General features: G+C 66.2%; 22 protein-coding genes and 1 pseudogene. 21 read left to right on the top strand and 2 right to left on the bottom strand.

All coding sequences use genetic code 11. From position 1 onward, the window contains the following. Window positions 1-33 precede the first annotated feature (33 nt). From PO883_RS18550 to PO883_RS18450, 21 genes and pseudogenes are all read left to right on the top strand, one after another. Window positions 34-741: a flagellar hook-basal body protein gene (locus PO883_RS18550; protein ID WP_167088092.1), complete on the top strand. Its 708-nt coding sequence runs from the start codon at window positions 34-36 to the stop codon at window positions 739-741. A gap of 8 nt (window positions 742-749) precedes the next feature. Then, window positions 750-1,532: a flagellar basal-body rod protein FlgG gene (flgG, locus tag PO883_RS18545; RefSeq protein WP_289311075.1), complete on the top strand. Its 783-nt coding sequence runs from the start codon at window positions 750-752 to the stop codon at window positions 1,530-1,532. A gap of 14 nt (window positions 1,533-1,546) precedes the next feature. After that, window positions 1,547-2,536 (top strand): flagellar basal body P-ring formation chaperone FlgA, encoded by a 990-nt coding sequence (flgA, locus tag PO883_RS18540; RefSeq protein WP_167088094.1) that lies wholly within the window; start codon window positions 1,547-1,549, stop codon window positions 2,534-2,536. Between the two features lie 14 nt (window positions 2,537-2,550). Further along, window positions 2,551-3,174 (top strand): flagellar basal body L-ring protein FlgH, encoded by a 624-nt coding sequence (locus tag PO883_RS18535; protein ID WP_289311074.1) that lies wholly within the window; start codon window positions 2,551-2,553, stop codon window positions 3,172-3,174. Then, window positions 3,174-4,298 carry a flagellar basal body P-ring protein FlgI gene (locus PO883_RS18530; RefSeq protein ID WP_167088095.1) on the top strand — a complete coding sequence of 375 codons (1,125 nt, stop codon included), beginning with the start codon at window positions 3,174-3,176 and terminating at the stop codon, window positions 4,296-4,298. Before PO883_RS18535 ends, PO883_RS18530 begins: the two co-directional genes overlap by 1 nt. Window positions 4,299-4,339: 41 nt before the next feature. Then, entirely contained in the window at window positions 4,340-4,708 is a 369-nt protein-coding gene (locus tag PO883_RS18525) for a flagellar basal body protein (protein WP_167088096.1), read from the top strand. After that, complete coding sequence (gene flgC / locus PO883_RS18520; protein ID WP_167088097.1) at window positions 4,708-5,136, top strand: flagellar basal body rod protein FlgC; 429 nt, start codon at window positions 4,708-4,710, stop codon at window positions 5,134-5,136. The genes PO883_RS18525 and flgC overlap by 1 nt, the downstream gene beginning before the upstream one ends. Beyond that, on the top strand, window positions 5,133-5,477 hold the full coding sequence (gene fliE / locus PO883_RS18515) for a flagellar hook-basal body complex protein FliE (protein ID WP_167088098.1): 345 nt from the start codon (window positions 5,133-5,135) through the stop codon (window positions 5,475-5,477). Before flgC ends, fliE begins: the two co-directional genes overlap by 4 nt. A 23-nt stretch (window positions 5,478-5,500) precedes the next feature. Continuing rightward, window positions 5,501-6,970, top strand: coding sequence for a flagellar basal-body MS-ring/collar protein FliF (fliF, locus tag PO883_RS18510; protein WP_289311073.1), 1,470 nt, complete (start codon window positions 5,501-5,503; stop codon window positions 6,968-6,970). Further along, window positions 6,967-7,515 carry a hypothetical protein gene (locus PO883_RS18505; protein WP_167088100.1) on the top strand — a complete coding sequence of 183 codons (549 nt, stop codon included), beginning with the start codon at window positions 6,967-6,969 and terminating at the stop codon, window positions 7,513-7,515. The genes fliF and PO883_RS18505 overlap by 4 nt, the downstream gene beginning before the upstream one ends. Then, complete coding sequence (locus PO883_RS18500) at window positions 7,515-8,339, top strand: FliH/SctL family protein (protein WP_167088101.1); 825 nt, start codon at window positions 7,515-7,517, stop codon at window positions 8,337-8,339. Before PO883_RS18505 ends, PO883_RS18500 begins: the two co-directional genes overlap by 1 nt. Continuing rightward, complete coding sequence (locus PO883_RS18495) at window positions 8,336-9,652, top strand: FliI/YscN family ATPase (RefSeq protein ID WP_223165047.1); 1,317 nt, start codon at window positions 8,336-8,338, stop codon at window positions 9,650-9,652. Before PO883_RS18500 ends, PO883_RS18495 begins: the two co-directional genes overlap by 4 nt. After that, window positions 9,649-10,134 carry a hypothetical protein gene (locus PO883_RS18490; protein WP_289311072.1) on the top strand — a complete coding sequence of 162 codons (486 nt, stop codon included), beginning with the start codon at window positions 9,649-9,651 and terminating at the stop codon, window positions 10,132-10,134. Before PO883_RS18495 ends, PO883_RS18490 begins: the two co-directional genes overlap by 4 nt. Further along, window positions 10,118-11,074 (top strand): hypothetical protein, encoded by a 957-nt coding sequence (locus tag PO883_RS18485; RefSeq protein WP_289311071.1) that lies wholly within the window; start codon window positions 10,118-10,120, stop codon window positions 11,072-11,074. The genes PO883_RS18490 and PO883_RS18485 overlap by 17 nt, the downstream gene beginning before the upstream one ends. A 113-nt stretch (window positions 11,075-11,187) precedes the next feature. Further along, a pseudogene (locus PO883_RS18480) lies at window positions 11,188-11,592 on the top strand (flagellar hook assembly protein FlgD); the annotation flags it as partial. Window positions 11,593-11,604: 12 nt separating this feature from the next. After that, window positions 11,605-12,780: a flagellar hook protein FlgE gene (locus tag PO883_RS18475; protein ID WP_167088105.1), complete on the top strand. Its 1,176-nt coding sequence runs from the start codon at window positions 11,605-11,607 to the stop codon at window positions 12,778-12,780. 2 nt (window positions 12,781-12,782) lie between these two features. Next, window positions 12,783-13,565 carry a FliM/FliN family flagellar motor C-terminal domain-containing protein gene (locus PO883_RS18470; RefSeq protein ID WP_289311070.1) on the top strand — a complete coding sequence of 261 codons (783 nt, stop codon included), beginning with the start codon at window positions 12,783-12,785 and terminating at the stop codon, window positions 13,563-13,565. Between the two features lie 37 nt (window positions 13,566-13,602). After that, a complete protein-coding gene (locus tag PO883_RS18465; RefSeq protein WP_167088107.1) occupies window positions 13,603-13,947 on the top strand; it encodes a FliM/FliN family flagellar motor switch protein in 345 nt (114 codons plus the stop codon). Continuing rightward, on the top strand, window positions 13,944-14,411 hold the full coding sequence (locus tag PO883_RS18460) for a flagellar biosynthetic protein FliO (RefSeq protein ID WP_167088108.1): 468 nt from the start codon (window positions 13,944-13,946) through the stop codon (window positions 14,409-14,411). The genes PO883_RS18465 and PO883_RS18460 overlap by 4 nt, the downstream gene beginning before the upstream one ends. Next, entirely contained in the window at window positions 14,408-15,196 is a 789-nt protein-coding gene (gene fliP / locus PO883_RS18455; protein WP_289311069.1) for a flagellar type III secretion system pore protein FliP, read from the top strand. The genes PO883_RS18460 and fliP overlap by 4 nt, the downstream gene beginning before the upstream one ends. Before the next feature lie 20 nt (window positions 15,197-15,216). Beyond that, entirely contained in the window at window positions 15,217-15,969 is a 753-nt protein-coding gene (locus tag PO883_RS18450) for a sigma-70 family RNA polymerase sigma factor (RefSeq protein ID WP_289311068.1), read from the top strand. 50 nt (window positions 15,970-16,019) lie between these two features. Here the strand turns inward: PO883_RS18450 and PO883_RS18445 are convergent, their stop codons facing one another. Both PO883_RS18445 and PO883_RS18440 read right to left on the bottom strand, forming a co-directional pair. Next, window positions 16,020-17,165 carry a tetratricopeptide repeat protein gene (locus PO883_RS18445; protein WP_167088110.1) on the bottom strand — a complete coding sequence of 382 codons (1,146 nt, stop codon included), beginning with the start codon at window positions 17,163-17,165 and terminating at the stop codon, window positions 16,020-16,022. A 530-nt stretch (window positions 17,166-17,695) separates the two neighbouring features. After that, a complete protein-coding gene (locus tag PO883_RS18440; protein WP_289311067.1) occupies window positions 17,696-17,944 on the bottom strand; it encodes a hypothetical protein in 249 nt (82 codons plus the stop codon). Between the last annotated feature and the right edge of the window lie 10 nt (window positions 17,945-17,954).

Below are 17,954 nucleotides of genomic sequence, written 5' to 3'. Positions count from 1 at the left end.
CACGAGATAATATTAACCGGGAGGGAGCTTGACATGGATGCGCTAACAATTGCCGGTATCGCCATGCAGAACGATCTGCAGCGGATGGATAGCATCAGCCAGAATCTGGCCAACGTGATGACGCCCGGCTACAAGCGGGCCATCCCGGTGAGCCGTGCGTTCGCCGACCTGATGGGCGGGGCCGCGGCGCCGGCCTACGCCAGCAGTGCAAGCGTGCTCGACACCAGCGCCGGCACCTTGCGCGCCACCGCCAATCCGATGGATATCGCGATCGAGGGCAATGGCTATTTCGAGGTCGCCACCGAGCATGGCACCGCCTATTCGCGCCAGGGCACCTTGCAGGTCGACCCGCGCGGACGCCTGTGCAATGGCGACGGCCGCGCCCTGGTCGGGCTGGGCGGCGAGATCGTGCTGGCGCCCGGACCGTTTTCGGTCGAGGCCGACGGCAAGATCAGGCAGGGCGGCCAGACCGTCGGACAGCTTAAATTGGTCCAATTCAATAATGCGCAGGCACTCTTGCCGATGGGTAATGGATTGCTGGCCCAGGGCGACGCCAGCGTGGCCGACCAGACCGGCGTGGCGCGGGTGCGCAGCGGCTTTCTTGAAAATTCGAATGTCAGCTCGCCGCAGGAAATGATCCGCCTGACCGAAACCCTGCGCCATTTCGAGACCATGATCAAGGTCGCGCAAGGCTATGAAGATGTATTCCAAAAAACAGTCAGCAAACTCGGGGAGTTCTAAGGAGCATCATGAATGATTCACTGTATATCGCTGCCACAGGCATGCAGGCCCAGCAAAAAAATCTGGATACCATCGCCAACAACCTGGCCAATCTGACCACGCCCGGCTTCAAGACCGGCCGCGTCAATTTCCAGGACATGGTCTACCGCATGGGCCAGCCGGCGGGCGCTGAAGCGCTCAGCCTGGCGCCGTCCAACGCTGCCCACGGCACCGGCGTGAGCGTGCTGTCGATGTCGCAGCAGTTCAGCATGGGCGAAATGAAAAAGACCGACGGCATGCTCGACGTGGCCATCAGCGGCGCCGGCTTCTTTGAAGTAAGCCTGCCCGACGGTACCCGCGCGTATTCGCGCGGCGGCGCGCTGCAGGTCAATGCCGACGGTTTTCTCAGTTCCCCGGAAGGCAATATGCTTAAACCGGGCATCCATATCGGCAGCGACGTCAAGTCGGTATCCATCATGGCCGACGGCAAGGTCATGGTCCGGGCCAATGGCCAAAACGGCGTTTCCGAGGTCGGCAGCATCGACATGTCCACCTTCGCCGATCCGACCGGCCTGACGCCGCTCGGCCAGAACCTGTACAAGCCGTCGGCCAAGTCGGGCGAAGCGATTTTCGCGCGTCCGGGCGAAAATGGGGTCGGCACCCTGGCGCAAGGCTTCACCGAAATGTCGAACGTGAACATGATCAACGAGATGGTCAACCTCATGACGGCCCAGCGCGCCTACGAAATGAGCGTCAAGGTGATCCAGGCGTCCGATGAAATGCTCGCCATGAGCAACAACCTGCGCAAATAAGCGAGCGCCCAGCCATGTCGATTCTTTCCCTGCGGCCGCGCCTGCGCGCCTTGACCCTGCTGGCGGCCTGCGCGCTGCCGCTGCTGTCCCGGGCCGCGGCGCCGGTACAGCTGGTCTTGCGCGCCGACGCCACCGTCAGGGGGGCCGAGATCGTACTGGCCGACCTGCTGACGGTGGCCGCCGCCGACGCCGCCCTCCAGAACGCCCTCGAAGCCCTGCGGGTCGGCCCGGCGCCGCGGGTCGGCGCCGTTGAACAGTATGCGCGTGCGGAACTCGAACGCCTGATGCATGCGCGCGCGCTGCCGGCCGGCGCCACGCTGGCCTGGAGCGGCGCGCGCGCGGTCAAGGTGCGCGCGGCCGAACGCCAGCTCGGCGCCGACGCGCTGCAGCGCGCCGCCAGCGAAGCCCTGCGCCAGCATCTGGGCGGCAGGTATGCGGACGCCGAACTGCGCGTGGCCGGCAATGTGCCCGACCTGGCCCTGCCGCTGGGCGAGCCGGTGCTGTCGACCCGCATCGTCGACCCCACGCAGCTGCGCGCGCGCCAGGCGGTGTATGTGGACGTCGCGGTGGGCGGCAAGCCGGTGCGTTCGGTGCTGGTGCCGTTCACGGTCAAGCTGACCCGCATGGCCTACGTGGCGCGGCGCGATCTGGCGCCCGGCACGGTGCTCGGTCCGAACGATGTGGAACAGCGGCCCGAAGACGTGGTGCAAGTGGCCGACAGCATGCTGCCGGTAGCCCAGCTGGCGCCGTCGGCGCGCACGGTGAAGGCGGTGGCGCGCGGCCAGGTAGTGCTGCTCGCTCATGTGGCGCAGCAAGGCCTGGTGTACCGCGGCGACACGGTCCGGCTGGTCCTGGCCGAGGGCGCCGTGTCGATCGAGACGCGCGCCGTGGCGCAACAGGATGGCGGAATGGGACAGCTGGTCCGGGTCAAGCCCGAGGCGGGCATGGAAGCGATCAGCGCGCGCGTGCTTGGTGCCGGCCTGGTACAGGCGGAAGGAAAATGATGGATAAGTATCTTATGAATAAGTATTTAATGAGCAAGTGTATAACGAGCAAATATCTCATGTGGCGGCTCGGCCAGGCCCTGGGATTGCTGTGCGCAAGTGCCATGTTGAGCGCCACCGTCCAGGCGACCAGCCTGTACAAGGAGGGTAGCTACAAGGCGCTCGCCTCGGACCAGAAGGCGCGGCGCCGCGGCGACCTGGTGACCATCATGGTCGTCGAAAATGCCAGTGCGACCAGCACCGCCAACACGACGGCGCGGCGCAACGCCAACATCAATGCCGAAGTCGACCTGCCGCACAAATCGCGCGGGGTCGGCATCCAGACCAACAACAATATGGATGGCCGCGGCCAGACCGTGCGCGAGGGCAAGGTACTGGCGCAAATCACCGTGATCGTCAAGGACATCACCGACAACGGCGACTTGCTGGTGGCCGGCGAGCAACTGCTGGAAGTGAATAACGAACGCCAGCAGATCCGGGTCGAGGGACGCATCCGCACCCAGGACCTGAGCGACACCAACGTCGTATTTTCGACCCGCATCGCGGATGCCAAGATCAGTTACGTGGGCGCCGGCGACTTGTCGGATAAACAAAGACCGGGCTGGTGGCAGCAGGTATTGACGTGGTTTGGACTGTGATGAAAATGAAGAACACGATGTTTCTGGCCCTGCTGTCGCTCACCTGCGTGTTCAGCGCGAGCTGCCATGCGCAGGCGATCCGCATCAAGGATATGGGCAAGATCGCCGGCTGGCGCGACAACGCGCTGACCGGCTACGGCCTGGTGACCGGCCTGGCCGGCACCGGCGACTCGGGGCGCAGCAAGAGCGCGCGCCAGTCGCTGGCGAATATGCTCTCGCGCTTCGACATCGCCGTTTCCGCCGAGGATATCCAGAGCCGCAACGTGGCCACCGTGATGATCACGGCCAGCCTGCCGCCGTTCGCGCGCGAGGGCGACCAGCTCGACATCAGCGTCAGCTCGGTCGGCGACGCCCGCAGCCTGGTCGGCGGCACCCTGATGGCGGCCCCGCTCAAGGGGCCGGACGGGCGCGTGTACGCGCTCGGGCAGGGTGCCGTGACGGTCGGCGGCTACCGCTACGACATGAACGGCAACGTGGTACAGATGAACCACCCGACCGTCGGCGCGGTGCCGAACGGCGCCACGATCGAGCTGGGCGTGACGAGTAAACTGCTCAGCGCGCAAAATACCATCACCTTCGTGCTGGCCGAGCCGGACTTCACCACCGCCAGCCGCATCGCCGCGGCCATCAATGCCCAGATGGGCAGCGAGGTGGCCGATGCCAGCGACCCGGCCGGGGTCGAGATCCACGTGCCGGAAGCGCGCCGCAAGCGCCTGACCGACTTCCTGACCATGGTCGAAAACGTGCGGGTCGAGCCGGACCGGCGCGCCAAGGTCGTCATCAACGAACGTACCGGCACCGTGGTCTCGGGCGGCGACGTGCGCATTTCGCGCGTGGCCATCTCTCAGGGCGACCTGAAGGTGTCGATCGTCACCGACAACGCCGTTTCGCAGCCGGACATGCTGGTGCGTCCGGGCGAAGCGATCCGTACCGCCAGCTTCTCTAACAGCCGGGTCAGCGTGGAAGAGCGGCGCGAGACCGGTTACGTGGCGCCCAATAATGCCACCGTGGCCGACCTGGTGCAGGCGCTGACCCGCATCAAGACCAATACGCGCGACATCATCTCGATCCTGCGCGCGGTCAAGGCCGCCGGCGCGCTGCATGCCGAGCTGATCGTCCAATAACGCTTGCCCAACCCCGAACCGACCCCAGAAAGCCGCCCAGGATGCCTATCCAATTCGACCAGAACATCAGCGCCATCATCGGCGTCGCGCTCGACGCGACAAGCATGCGCCACCAGGCCATCGCGCACAATATCGCCAACGTCAACACGCCCGGCTACCAGGCGCTCGGCGTGAGCTTCGAGGGCAGCCTGGCACAGGCGCGCGCCGAAGTCCAGGCCGGGCGCCCGCTCACCCCGTCCATGCTGGCCGACCTGCAGCCGCGCATGGCAGCGGCCGACAGCGGCGCCGTCTCGCTCGAAATGGAGATTGCGCATTTATCCGAAAACACTTTGCAGCATCAGACCTTGCTCAAGATGCTGAGCCGGCACTACGCGAACCTGCGGACCGCCATTACCGACGGGAAATCATAATGGATCAACACAGCCTGTTTCAGATCAGCGCCAGCGGCATGGCGGTCGAGAAACTGCGCCTCGACGTCAGCACCGCCAACCTGGCCAATATGCACAGCACGGCCGGCGCCGGCAAGGCCTTGTACCGGCCGCTGCAAGTCATTTCGCGCGCCGTGCCGCTGACGTTTTCGGAGCAGATGGGGCACATCGCCGCCGGCGGCGCCGAAGTGGCCAGCATCGCGCCGCAAGAGGTGGCGCCGCGCATGGTGTTCGAGCCGGCCCACCCGGACGCCGACGCCAAGGGCTTCGTGGCCTATCCGGGCGTGAACCAGACGTCCGAAATGATGACGATGCTGAGCGCCTTGCGCGCCTATGAAGCGAACGTGGTGGCCCTGAAGGCGGCCAAGACGATGGCGTCGCGCGCACTGGAAATCGGAGGCCAGTCATGACGCTTGAGGCCATCACGGCACTGACGGCGCTCCCGGGCGTGGACACCGCCGGGCCGGCCGCGGCCGACGCCCTGTTCGGCAGCACCGGCGCCAGCGGCCCCAGCGGACCCGAGACGGCGGCAGCACCGTTCCAGACCTGGTTCGCCAGGGAAGTGGGGGCCGTCAACACGATGATGATCGGCGCCGAAAACGAGGTCAAACAAGTCGCGCTGGGCGGGGAACAAAGTCTGCATGACGTGATGATCCATCTGGAAGAAGCGCGTCTGTCATTCCAGCTGCTGGCCCAGGTACGCAACCGTTTGCTCGAAGCGTACCAGGACGTCATGCGCATGCAAGTTTAGGGAGAGAGTGAAAAGTGGCATCTGTGACTGAAAATTTGCAAGCCTTGAGCACGCGGGCAAAAACCGGCCTGGTGGTGGGCGTGACCCTGATCGCCGGCCTGGCCGTGGGGATCGCCGTCTGGGCCTACCGGCCCGACTACCAGGTCTTGTTCTCCGACGTCGCCGCACCCGACGCGGCGGCCATGACGGCCGAGCTGGACCGGCTGAAAGTGCCATACCAGCTGGCCGACGGCGGCAACACTATCCTGGTCCCGCGCGACCTGGTCTACAAGACGCGCCTGAAGGTGATGGGCAAGGACTTGCCGCTGCATGGCGCGGTCGGCTTCGAAGTGTTCAACAATGCCGATTTCGGCATGACCGAATTCGTCCAGAAGGTGAATTACCAGCGCGCGATCCAGGGCGAACTGACGCGTACCATCCTGTCGATCGACGGCATCGCCTCGGCGCGCGTGCACCTGGCCATGCCGGAGCAGGGCCTGTTCAAGAAGACCACTACCAAGCCGAAGGCATCGATCACCGTCGTCACCAAGCCCAACCATGTGCTGGCGGCCGAGCAGGTCAGCGGCATCCAGCGCCTGGTGGCGGCATCGGTGCCGGATATCCAGGCGGCCGATGTCACCGTGCTCGACCAGCACGGGGTGGCGCTCACGCGCAACGGCGGTGGCGAAGCGGCCACCGAAAGCGCATCGGCCATGCTCGACGCCAAACGCGGCGCCGACGACTACCTGACGCGCAAACTGGCCAAAGTCCTCGACGCCACCTTCGGCGCCGGCGAAACCATCGCCACCGTCGATGTCCTGCTCAATCTCGACCAGAGCCGGGTGACGACCGAAGAAGTGTTGCCGGCCCGTTCCGGCACCCAGGAAGGCAGCCCGACCGGGGTGGTAGTGCGCTCGCGCCAGAGCGTGCGCGACAACGCGGCCGCCAGCGGCGGCGCCAGCGCCACAGGCGCGCGCAGCGGCGAGAGCCTCTCGAGCGGCTCGACCGAAGCGGACTACCAGGTCGGACGCCGGGTCGCCCAGTCGGTGACGACGCCGGGCGCCACGCGCCGCCTGACGGTGGCGGTGGTGGTCAGGAATCCGCTGAGCGACTACCAGATGGAAAAACTGAAGGAAGTGGTCGCCCTGACGGTGGGCCTGAACAGCGAGCGCGGCGACGCGATCATCATTCATTCGATGACGACCCTGGGCAGCGCGGCCGGCGACAAGCATGCCATCGACCGCGCCGCGGCCGCGGCCGCCGCAGCGGACCAGCAAGCCTTGACGCCAGCCCTCGCGCGCGCACGCCCGGCCGTGCCGCCCGAGCTGGTCTGGGCCGCTGCCGCACTGATCATGCTGGCCCTGCTGGTATGGGCAATCCTGCGCCGCGCCCAGCCGCCCGCCACCGCCACGCTGACGGTCGAGGAACGCGAGCGCCTGCTGCTTCAGGTCCGCCAGTGGATCGACACCAAGCATGAGCCGGCTGTCAATGGCGGCCTGTGGGAGCGGCCATGAGCGGTTACCGGCGCGCCGCCGTCGCCCTGCATGGCCTGGGCGCGCAGGACCGCGGCTATATTCTCGATGCGCTGCCCGGATCCGACCGGACCGAGCTGCTTGCCTGCCTGGCCGAGCTGGACGAACTGGGATTTTCCAGCGATCCATCGAGCCTGGAAGATGCGCTCGGCAGCGCGCCGCCGGCTCCGGGCGGCGCCGGCCTGAACCCGTCCGAACGGATGGCGCGCGCCACCTCGGCCCAGATGTTCGCCCTGCTTGAAGACGAGCCGAACGCCTTGATTGCCCAGGTGCTGGGGATGCAGCGCTGGGTTTGGGGCGAGCCTTGCCTGGCGCTGTTCGCGCCGGCCAGGCAAGACAAGATCCGCGCCGCGCTGGCCGCGCCCGTGGCCGCGCCGGCGCGCGCCGCATTCCTGCTCGGGGCCGTGGCCGCCCGCCTGGAACAGGCAGCGCCCACGCCGGCCTCGTCCGCCAGAAATCCGCGCGGCGGCGGCCTGCGCGCGCTGCTGGCGCGCTTCAGCACTCCTCCGACCATGAGGAGCAACTAATGCCGATCATTCGCACCCCCACGATTTCCTCGGGCACGCGCCAGTTGCGCCGCGTCAAGGCAGTCAAGGCCGAGGCGGCGCCAGTGCCGGCAGGGCAGGCGGCCGTAGTGCCCAGGGCGGCCGTGCTGCCGGTGCAGCCGGCGGCGCCGGTCGCCGCGCTCGCCCCGGTGGCGGCGGCCAGCCTCGCGCTTGACCAGGAAGCCGTGCGCGCCGCCGTGGCCAAGGCCACCGACGAGGCGCTGGCCCTGGTGGCGCAGCGCGAGCAAGCCCACCGCCTGCGCATGGACAAGGAACTTCAAGACGCCCTGGCCGTGGCCGAGCAGCGCGGCTATGCCGCCGGCCTGGAGCGTGGCGAAGCGCAAGCGCGCAAGGCGATCCATGACCAGCTCGAACGCATCGGCGCACTCGGCCTGGCGCTCAGCCAGAATCGCGCCAAGGTGCTCGAACAAGCCCAGGACGACAGCGTCGAGATCGTGTACACCGCCCTGTGCCGCATGATCGGCATGGTTGCCACCGGGCGCGACGCGGTCGCCGGCATGGTGGCGCAGACCCTGGCCAGTTTCAAGCACAAGACCGAGCATCTGGTGGTGCGCCTGCACCCGCAGGATCATGCGCTGCTGACGCAAGCCGCCGCCGCGCTCGAGGTCGCCAGCCTGGATGCTGGGCTCGACCTGCGCGCCGATGCCTCGGTACGGATCGGCGGCTGCCTGGTTGACGGCAACGGCGGCACCCTCGATGCGCGCCTCGACACCCAGCTCGGCAGCGTGCGCGACGCCTTGCTGAAAGTGCGCCGCGCGCACGCCCACAAGCAGGAAGCATCATGATGCGCGCCTACCTCGATGCCGTGAGCAATGTGCCGCTCGCGCGCCGTACCGGCCGCGTGGTCGGCATTTCAGGCCAGAGCATCGAGTCGGCCGGTCCGGGCGCGACGATCGGCGAAATCTGCGAGATCAGCCAGGGCATGGACCAGGAACCGCTGCTGGCCGAGGTGGTCGGATTGAGATCGGGCCGCGTGATCCTGATGCCGTACGGCGAGCCGCGCGGCATCGGCGCCGGCAATGAAGTACTGGCCACGGGCAGAGTGGCGCGCACCCCGGTTGGCGACGCGCTGCTGGGACGCACCGTGGATGCCTTCGGCCTGCCGCTCGACGGCGGCGCGCCGCCCAAGGCGGCGTATCACCGCGAACTGTACGGTGTGCCGATGAATCCGCTGACCCGTCCGCGCATCGACACCCTGATCGAAACCGGCATCCGCGCCATCGACGGTCTGCTGCCGCTCGGGCGCGGGCAGCGCATGGGTATTTTCGCCGGCAGCGGAGTCGGCAAGAGTACCTTGCTGGGCATGCTGGCGCGCGACGTCAAGGTCGATGTCAATGTCATCGCCCTGATCGGCGAGCGCGGCCGCGAAGTGCGCGAGTTCATCGAAAAGCACCTCGGCCCGGAAGGCATCAAGCGCAGCGTAGTGGTGGTGGCCACGTCCGACCAGCCGGCGCTGGTGCGCACGCGCGCCGCCTATGCGGCCACCTCGATCGCCGAGTATTTCCGCGACCAGGGCCGGCAGGTACTGCTGATGATGGATTCGGTAACCCGCTTTGCCATGGCGCGCCGTGAAATCGGCCTGTCCGCGGGCGAGCCGCCCACCGCGCGCGGCTACACGCCCTCGGTGTTTTCCGACATTCCCGCCCTGTGCGAGCGCTGCGGCACGAGCGACTCGGGCGGCTCGATCAGCGCGCTGTACACCGTGCTGGTGGAAGGCGACGATTTTAACGAACCGGTGTCCGATATCTTGCGCGCCACCCTGGATGGCCACATCATGCTCTCGCGCCAGCTGGCCCACGAAGGCCACTTTCCGGCGATCGACGTGCTGCAGAGCATCAGCCGCCTGGCCGGCGACCTGACCACGCGCGACGACCAGAAGTTGATGTCGGCCGTGGTCGAACTGCTGGCCGTGTACGAACGCAACCGCCAGATGGTCGAGATGGGTGCCTACCGGGCCGGCAGCAATCCGGCGCTGGACCGGGCCATGGACTTGTTCCCCGCCGTGCGCGACGTGCTGCGCCAGTCGGTGCACGAATCGAGCACGCGCCGTGAAGCCTTGACACTGCTGCGTACCATCATGGCGGGGGGGGCGGCATGAGCAAGCGTTTTCGGTATGCGCTGCAACCGGTGCTGCTCGCGCGTACCTGGGCACTCGACGCCCTCAAGCTGGAGCTGGGCGAACGCAATGCCAGCCTGGCCGAGCTGGAGCAGCAACGCCGCGCCATCGAGCACGAAAGCGCGGCGGTCAACCAGGCCTGGCACCAGCAGTCAAAGGTGGCGGGGAACTTTAACGTCGATGGTTTTGCCACCGTCATTGCCTACCTGGGCCAACTGGGCGGACAGGCCCAACGCAAGGGCGAGGAAATCGCGCTGGCGGCCAGCGAACGCGACCAGCTAATCGAGCGCATCGTGGCCGAACAGCGCGGGGTGGAGGCGGTCGAGGAGCATCGCGACAAGATGTTCGCCGAGTTTCGCAAAGAAGAAAATTGCGCGCAGTTCAAGGCTGCGGACGATCACTGGTCCACCTTGCACGGTACCGGTCATGACCACGGAGTAGAAAAACATGAGCAACAGTTTTGATGCGGTAAGCCGGTTCGGCAGCGTTGCCGGGGCCGGTTTCATGGGCAAGGGCGGCCTGGCCAAGTCCGGCGCCTGGCTGCAGGAGCTGGAACGGGCCGCGCTGGGCAACCGCCCGCAAGCGGCCGCGAGCGAGGCGCAGCCCGCGCAGGGCGGCGCACCGCAGGCCGCTGGCGACGCAGGCATCGACATGGCGCCGCCCCATCCGTCGCGCAAGCAGGCCGACAATGACGCAAGCCACGCGCGCGAAGAGCGGGGCGGCACGGCTGGCGCGGACGCGCTGGCGCCGGCAGTGCCCGCGCAGTACGCCGGCCCGGCCGTGCAAGGCGGCACGGTGCCGGCAACGACGCCGCCGGCGCCCGTGGCTGGCGGCCAGTGGCGGGTGCAGGCCGCGCCCGCCACTGCGGAACTGGCCCACGTCGGTCTGCTGACGATGGGGCTGGCGGCGCCGGAGGCGCATGGCATCCACGCCGCGCCGCCCCTGGCGGCCGCTGCGCTGGCGCCCGCCGCCGCCGGCAGCATGCCAGGCGCCGCCTTGATGGCCAACCCCGCTATGCGCGGCGCCGCCGAGCCGGCGGGCCCGGCTGGCGCGGCGCGCAGCGCTGCCGTGGCTGCGCCACCGCCGGCGCGCCAGGGGGCGCGCTCACCGATGACGCAAGAGCACGCCGAACAGGCCGAGGCGCCGCCCGCAGCAGCGCCGGCCAGCGGCGGCGAGAGCGCGGCCGACGAGCTGCCGTACGCCTTGCGCAGCATGCATCTGTTTCACGATGGCGAGGGCGTGCAAGCCTGGATCCGCGACGCCGCACTGTCGCAGTTCCAGGCCAACGCGCTGGCGTACGCCCTGAAAAAAGAAATGCAGGCGGAAGGCTTGACCCTCAATGCGCTGACCTTGAACGGCAAGAAGACCGCGCTGGCGCCGGCGCCGGCGGTGCACCGGAAGTAGCCATCGCGGCGGCGGCATACGCGCACCTGAATACCGGCCCATCCGGGCCAGGCGAGCAAGCGCCTTAGTCCAGATCATCCAGATCAAACACAGCAGTACACCAGAGGAGCAACACCATGGCGATTTCCAGCAGCAGCGGCCCGGGCCAAGTCAACAATCTGAACTTGCAGGAGTTCTTGAAAATCCTGACCAGCCAGCTGTCCAACCAGGACCCGCTCAAGCCGCTCGACAACCAGGAATTCGTCGCTCAGCTGGCCCAGTTTTCCACCCTCGAGCAGAGCACCCAGCTCAATGCCAAGATCGACCAGATGCTCGAACAGCAAGCCGTCACCCAGTCGGTGGGCCTGCTCGGCCGAAACGTCGGGGTCGGCAGCGGCGGTGCCAATGGCGGGCCGAGCGTCACCGGCCGGGTCTCGGCCATCCAGTTCGTGTCCGGCCAGGCGCAGCTGACCATCACCCAGACCAACGGCGCCGTATTCACCGGCGTTACCCTGGACCAAATCACTTCCGCACAATAAGAGAGCGCTTTCATGATCAATACTATCAATACCGGGATGTCGGGCCTGATCGGCTACTCCAAGGGTCTGCAGGTGATCGGCAATAACCTGACCAATATCAACACGCCCGGCTACAAGGGCGTCGACCAGCAATTCGCCAGCTTGTTCAGCCAGGAAGGTGCGCAAAATGGTACCGGCACCGGTTCCGGCCTGAACACGCTCGACACCCGCGTCAACTTCAGCCAGGGCCAGATCAACCAGACCGGCCGTCCGCTCGACCTGGCCATCAACGGCCTCGGCTTTTTCATCCTGCGCGATGGCGATACCACGACCTATACCCGGGCAGGCCAGTTCGAGTTCGATGCCGACGGTATCCTGGTGAGCTCGGACGGCAAGTCGCGCGTGGCCGGCCTCGGTCCGGGCGGCATGCTGCAGGATATCTCGCTGTCTGGCTTGCAGAACAATGCCGGCAAGGCGACCACCTCGATCAAGTTCGACGGCAATCTGTCGGCCAACGCGACCGCCGATGTCACGGTCGGCCCGGTCAATATCTTCGATGCCGCCGGCGGCCAGCATACCCTGGCGCTGACGTTCAGCAAGACAGCGTCCGTCCCGCCCGCCACCGGCAACAACTGGACCGTGACGGCGAAGGACGAGACCGGCACCGTGGTCGGTACCGGTCCGCTGCAGTTCAGCACGACAGGCAGCCCGCAAATCACCGCCAACGCCGTCCAGCTCAATTTCACGCCGAAGGGCATGGCACCGATGTCGGTCAAGCTCGATTTTTCGAGCGGCGTCACCTCGGTTACCAACGGCAGCTCGTCATCGCTCAAGTCGGGCAATGTCGATGGCTTCGCGATCGGTTCGCTGCGCAGCCAGACCTTCGATGCCGACGGCGTCCTGACGCTGAACTACTCGAACGGCGAAGCGGTCAAGGGGGTGAACATTGCCCTGGCCAATTTCGACCGCATCGAGTCGCTCGATGAAATCAGCGGCAATAAGTTCACCACCCAAAGCACTGCCCATATCGGCAAGGCGGGCACCAGCCTGTTCGGCACGATCGGCGCCGGCGTGGTCGAAGGCGCCAACGTCGATCTGTCCCAGCAGTTCAGCAATCTGATCATCATGCAGCGCGGCTATCAAGCTTCATCGCAGATCGTTAGCGTCAGCAACGAGATGATCCAGACCCTGCTCGACATGAGGAAGTAAGCATGCAGGTCAGCCCGTACTCTCTGCTGGGGGCCAGCACCCTGGCCGCGCTCGAACAGCGCTGCAACGCCATGCTCGATGCCTGGGCCGGCGCCTGGGGCGTCGAGCGCAGCGCCTGCGCGCTCGACTGCGCGCGTGCATGGGACACGACTGCCTTGCGTCCCGGCCAATGGCAGCGCCATTATGCCCAAGCCGAACAAGCCGTGTGGATCGGCTGGCCGGACCAGCTGGCACGGGCCCTGCAGGCACGGATGTTCGCCCCGGACCAGCGCCATGCGCCGGACGCACCGGGTGGCGCCTCGCTGGCCGCGCAAAGCGCCGCCGAGGCATGCGCCGCCCTGGCCGATGCCCTGGCTGCGGCCGCCGCGCCGGGCGTGCGCGCGCCTGCCGACAGCGGCACGGCCGCACCCCCGGCGCGCCTGTTCCGGAGCGCCAGCGGTGCCGTGATGGTGGCGCTGCGCATCGCCGAGCAATCGATGCTGTGCGTGCTCAATCATGCCTGCCTGGACTTGCCCGCGCCGCAAAAACTGGCGCTGCCGGCGCGTACCGATTTGCGTGGCGTGCTAGGCTATATGCCGGTGACGCTGTCGGTATCGCTGGGCCAGGTCGAGGTCGATGTCAGCCAGTTGCTGACCCTCGCCGTGGGCGACGTCATCCGTCTCGATTCGCATGTGGACCAGCCGGTGACGGTGACCGGTCCGGACGGCCAGGCGCTGTTTGGCGCCCATCTGGGCAGCGCCGACGGCACCATTGTCGTCGAAGCCGTGCGCCACGCTTCCCATTAACCCGCAGTATTCATTTGCTGTCACTGAAAGAAAAATCATGAGCACCATCAACGCCAATCCAGAGCGCGTGAATGCCACCCATGTGGTCGAATTGTCCGACATCACGGCGCAGACGCCGGCCGGCCCCGCTCTGCTGAGCCAAAACCTGCGCCTGCTGCAGGGCGTCAAAGTAACCCTGAGCGTGGTGGTTGGGGCGATCGAGACCACGGTCGACGAAGTCTTGTCGCTGAAAGAGTTTTCCGTGCTCAAGGTCGAACGTCCGGTCGACCAGCCGGTCGATGTTCTGCTCAACGGCAACCTGGTCGCGCGCGGCCAGCTGGTCGCGGTCGACGACAATTTTGGCGTGCGGGTCACCGAGATCTGCACCACGACGGCGGCATGAGCTTGGTCAGGCATGCGCTGCTGACGGCGCTGGCAGGCCTGGCGCTGGCCGCTGCGCCCGCGCCCGCCTGGTCGCAGGATGCCGCATCGGCGTCGGCGCGCGCTGCGCCAAGTGCAGCGGCCGCGCCGCACGCCGGCCCCGCAGCTGCGTCCACTGGCGCCCCCATTCCGTTCAAGCAGGACAAGCAGGGCGGCGCTAGCGATCCCTCGCGCCTGGGCGCGGCCGTGCTGATCGTGTTGCTCGGCCTGGGTGCGAGCGTGTATGCCTTGCGCTACAAGCTGCGCCTGTCCGGCATCCCGGCCCCGGCCAAGCTGCTGCGGGTGCTCGATTCGCGCCGCCTGACGCCGCGCGCCTCGCTCCATGTGGTCGAATTCGCCGGATCCCAGTACCTGCTCGCGCATAGCGAACAGGGTGTCGTTTGTATCGCCGCTGTTGCTGGCCCAACACCATCGGAGCCGACGTGAACCGCTTCCTTTCCATGCTCACCCGCAAAAATGCGCTGAGCGGCATGCTCTTGCTGGGAGCCATGTTCGGCTCGGCCTGCGTGTTTGCCGCCGAACCGGCCCTGTCCGGTCCCGGCTTCCAGTTCCGCCTGTCGGGCGCGGGCGCTGCCGGGGCCGGCGAACTGTCGTCGGCGCTGAAGATCCTGCTCGGCCTGACGGTGCTCAGCCTGGCTCCGGCCATCCTCATCTCGATGACCTCCTTCATTCGCATTGTCATCGTCCTGTCGATGCTGCGCCACGCGATGGGCATGCCGGAAACGCCGCCCAATACGGTGATCATCAGCCTGGCCCTGTTCCTGACCATGTTCAGCATGTCGGCGCCGCTGCAGGAAGCCCACAAGCAAGCGTTCGAGCCCTTCGCCGCCGGCACGATGGCGGCCGACAAGGCGGCGCGCGAAGGCATCAAGCCGATCCGCGAATTCATGGTGCGCCAGACGCGCGAGCAAGACTTGGCGCTGATGGTCGAACTGTCGAAGGCCGAACAGCCGTCGACCATCGACGACATCAAGCTGGTGCAGCTGATTCCAGCGTTCATGCTGTCGGAATTGCGCTCGGCGTTCCAGATCGGCTTTGTGATCTTTTTGCCTTTCCTGCTGATCGACCTGATTGTCTCGAGCGCCCTGATGGCGCTGGGGATGATGATGGTGCCGCCGGCGTCGATTTCGCTGCCGCTGAAAATCCTGATGTTCGTGCTGATCGATGGCTGGAACCTGGTGGTGCGTTCCTTGCTGGGCACGTTTTCCTGACGAGCGCTTATCCGACCGTGATGACGATCTCCTTGCCGCGATCCGCCAGCCCGGGCCAGGGTGCGGACATTGCGGCTTTATGGCGCAGCATGGGCGAGGGCGGCGGCGACGCCGTGCGCGAGCGCATCGTGGCGTTCTATCTGCCGTTCGCACGCATGCTGACGGCCAAGGCGTTTGCCAGGCGCACCTTCATCGAACTCGAGTTTGTCGATTTTCTGCAATATGCGGCCATCGGCCTGATCGAAGCGGTCGACCGCTTTGATCCGGCCCGGGCCATCAAGTTCGAAACCTTCGCCACGCCGCGCATCAACGGCGCCATTCTCAACGGCATCGCTACCTTTACCGAAAAGCAAGAGCAGGTGAGGGCGCGCCAGCGTGTCACCAGCGAACGCGTGGCCTCGGTCAAGGAGCGCGATCCGGGCAGCGCCGACGACCTGTTCGTGTTCCTGGCCGAGCTGGCGGTCGACCTGGCGCTCGGCTTCATCCTCGACAGCAGCGACGAGATGCCGGAAGACTTGTCGAGCTACCCCGACAATACCTACCGCCGCATTGAGATGTCCCAGCTCGGTTCGCGCGTGAAGGCGCTGGTCGACATATTGCCGGACAAGGAAAGAAAAGTGGTCAATTACCACTATATGCAGCAATTGCCCTTCGATGAAGTGGCCGCGATCATGAACCTGTCCAAGGGGAGGGTGTCGCAATTGCACCGCTCGGCCATTGGGCGCTTGCGAGAGAGCATCGATAACGCCGAACAGATCGATCTGAGCTGCTGAGCCAGCGCCCGCTGCGAAGCGGCGCCGGTGCAATGCCGGCGGCGCCGCCTTTATTTGGGCCGCATCGAGAGAAAGGTCGCGAGGTGTTCGAAGAGCGTCGGGGTGCCCTCGAGCGGCGACTGGCGCAGCGCCCGTTCGATCAGGCGGTCCGCCAGCTCGGCGCGGCCGTCCAGTTTCAGCAGGGCCGCCTGGGTATAGACCGAGCCGAAGTTGGCCGAATCGAGCTTGTTGGCCAGCGTCATGGCCAGCTTGGCCTCCTCGATGCGCCCTTGCGTGACGAGGGCGGCGGCCAGGCCACCATGCGATTCGGCAAAGTTGCGGTCAGCGTCAACGGCGTCGCGGAAAGCCTGCTCGGCGCCGACGGCGTCGCCCGCGTTCAGCTTGGCCCAGCCCAGCGCGATCAGGGTTCCCGCGTGCCCTGGCATGCAGACACTGGCCCTGGTCATGGCGGCGATGGCGTCGACATTGTTTTGTTTGTGCATCAGGGTCAAGCCCAGGCCCAGCCAAGCGCGGCCGTTATCGGCGCGTTGCGACAAGATCCGTTCGAACGAGGCGCTGGCCGCATCGATATCCTGCTTTTCCAGGGCCAGCGCACCGGCCACGGCGTTCGCGTCGACGCTGTCGGGATGCTCGGCCAGCACCTGTTGCGCCAGGGCGCCGGCGCGCTCGCGCTCACCCATGTCGAAATTGACCAGCGACAGATAGGCGTTGCTGTCGGGGTCGCCGGCAATACTGACCCAGTGTTCGCAGGCCGCGTTCGCCGCGTCCAGGTCGCCTTCATGGTGCAGGCAGTGGGCCAGGTATCTGGCGTTGTTGGCATTGTCGATGCCGTATTGCTGCGCGCTCGCAAACGCCTTGGCCGCATCGGCATAGCGCTCCTGGTAGTACAGTGCCAGGCCGAGGTTGTGAAACAGGGCGGCGTCGTTTTCGCCGCCGTCGATCAAGCCTTGCAAGCTCGCTCCAGCCTCGCCGAAGCGGTGCAAGGCCAGGTAGACCGTGGCCAGGCGGCCGTGGGCCACGGCCGCGCCGGGCGTGAGAGCGATAACGCGCTGAAATGCCTCGAGTGCCTGGTCGAGCTTGCCGGCTTGCAGATACAGCTCACCCAGTTGGGTGAGCAGACTGGCATTGTCAGGATCGGAGGAGAGGAAGGATTCGAAGCGCTCGGTCTGCGCTTGCAATTGATCGGCTTGAGGCATTGTCGTTTTTTCCGCGCGTGAATGTGCTTCATTTTACAATGCCATTCTGTTGCTTACTAGATAAAGGCGAGGTGCTGGCCGCCAGACGGCGTCGACGCTGCCATTGGCCGCTTGACTGGTGAGCGCGGCGGCGGGACAGTGGGCGTGGCGGGCCGGCTGGCCATGGGGGTTGGCAGAATCGATAGGCTGCGGCGAACTGCCGGCGAACTGCCGGCGAACTGCCGGCGACCTGAAGTCGTGGCCGGTGACGCTTCGCCGGGGTTTCAAGTGCGCCAGAGATAATGACCGGAAAGTGGGCTGCAAGGGCAAGCTTGCAGCCAAGCGGCGTACCAAGGGCCAGCAAGATCGCGGAGCATGGAAGATATGCTTAAATCGACATTACCATGAATATTGTCGAGTGTGATTGCCGGGTGGGCGGGCCGTTCGCGGGCTCCCTGTTGACGATACCGGCTAGTCGAGACCCCGGCCAAGCGCGTTTTCGAACGACTCGCCCTGGATGTACCGCTGGGAGATCACATCTTCGAGCCGAATCATCTCCGGTCGAAGATGCTCCCATCCGCTTGCTCCTGATGCATTTCACTGAGCGATATCGTCGATATGGAACTTCCATTCAGCATGGCCAGCTCTCTTGCCGCAGCCCAGAACACATGCGCCGCGCACACTTCCTTAATGGTGGTGAGCGGCAGCCGATAGGTCAAAACGAGATGGCCAATGACGGCAAGTCCGTATCCCTGGCGCCGCAATGCTTCGTCAATCCTGGTGTCAAAGATATAGACCATGTCGAACAGT

The organism is Massilia sp. DJPM01 (genome assembly GCF_030348125.1).
GTDB classification, from domain to species: domain Bacteria; phylum Pseudomonadota; class Gammaproteobacteria; order Burkholderiales; family Burkholderiaceae_D; genus Telluria_A; species Telluria_A frigida.
This window is presented reverse-complemented; position numbering and strand designations above follow the sequence as displayed.

Coding starts and splice junctions, on each gene's coding strand:
- flgG (WP_289311075.1), top strand. CDS start 750: ATGAATGATTCACTGTATATCGCTGCCACAGGCATGCAGGCCCAGCAA.
- PO883_RS18500 (WP_167088101.1), top strand. CDS start 7,515: ATGCCGATCATTCGCACCCCCACGATTTCCTCGGGCACGCGCCAGTTG.
- PO883_RS18505 (WP_167088100.1), top strand. CDS start 6,967: ATGAGCGGTTACCGGCGCGCCGCCGTCGCCCTGCATGGCCTGGGCGCG.
- PO883_RS18470 (WP_289311070.1), top strand. CDS start 12,783: ATGCAGGTCAGCCCGTACTCTCTGCTGGGGGCCAGCACCCTGGCCGCG.
- PO883_RS18475 (WP_167088105.1), top strand. CDS start 11,605: ATGATCAATACTATCAATACCGGGATGTCGGGCCTGATCGGCTACTCC.
- PO883_RS18530 (WP_167088095.1), top strand. CDS start 3,174: ATGAAAATGAAGAACACGATGTTTCTGGCCCTGCTGTCGCTCACCTGC.
- PO883_RS18550 (WP_167088092.1), top strand. CDS start 34: ATGGATGCGCTAACAATTGCCGGTATCGCCATGCAGAACGATCTGCAG.
- PO883_RS18490 (WP_289311072.1), top strand. CDS start 9,649: ATGAGCAAGCGTTTTCGGTATGCGCTGCAACCGGTGCTGCTCGCGCGT.
- PO883_RS18525 (WP_167088096.1), top strand. CDS start 4,340: ATGCCTATCCAATTCGACCAGAACATCAGCGCCATCATCGGCGTCGCG.
- PO883_RS18485 (WP_289311071.1), top strand. CDS start 10,118: ATGAGCAACAGTTTTGATGCGGTAAGCCGGTTCGGCAGCGTTGCCGGG.
- flgC (WP_167088097.1), top strand. CDS start 4,708: ATGGATCAACACAGCCTGTTTCAGATCAGCGCCAGCGGCATGGCGGTC.
- PO883_RS18495 (WP_223165047.1), top strand. CDS start 8,336: ATGATGCGCGCCTACCTCGATGCCGTGAGCAATGTGCCGCTCGCGCGC.
- PO883_RS18465 (WP_167088107.1), top strand. CDS start 13,603: ATGAGCACCATCAACGCCAATCCAGAGCGCGTGAATGCCACCCATGTG.
- flgA (WP_167088094.1), top strand. CDS start 1,547: ATGTCGATTCTTTCCCTGCGGCCGCGCCTGCGCGCCTTGACCCTGCTG.
- PO883_RS18460 (WP_167088108.1), top strand. CDS start 13,944: ATGAGCTTGGTCAGGCATGCGCTGCTGACGGCGCTGGCAGGCCTGGCG.
- PO883_RS18535 (WP_289311074.1), top strand. CDS start 2,551: ATGAATAAGTATTTAATGAGCAAGTGTATAACGAGCAAATATCTCATG.
- fliE (WP_167088098.1), top strand. CDS start 5,133: ATGACGCTTGAGGCCATCACGGCACTGACGGCGCTCCCGGGCGTGGAC.
- PO883_RS18440 (WP_289311067.1), bottom strand. CDS start 17,944: ATGGTCTATATCTTTGACACCAGGATTGACGAAGCATTGCGGCGCCAG.
- PO883_RS18450 (WP_289311068.1), top strand. CDS start 15,217: ATGACGATCTCCTTGCCGCGATCCGCCAGCCCGGGCCAGGGTGCGGAC.
- PO883_RS18445 (WP_167088110.1), bottom strand. CDS start 17,165: ATGCCTCAAGCCGATCAATTGCAAGCGCAGACCGAGCGCTTCGAATCC.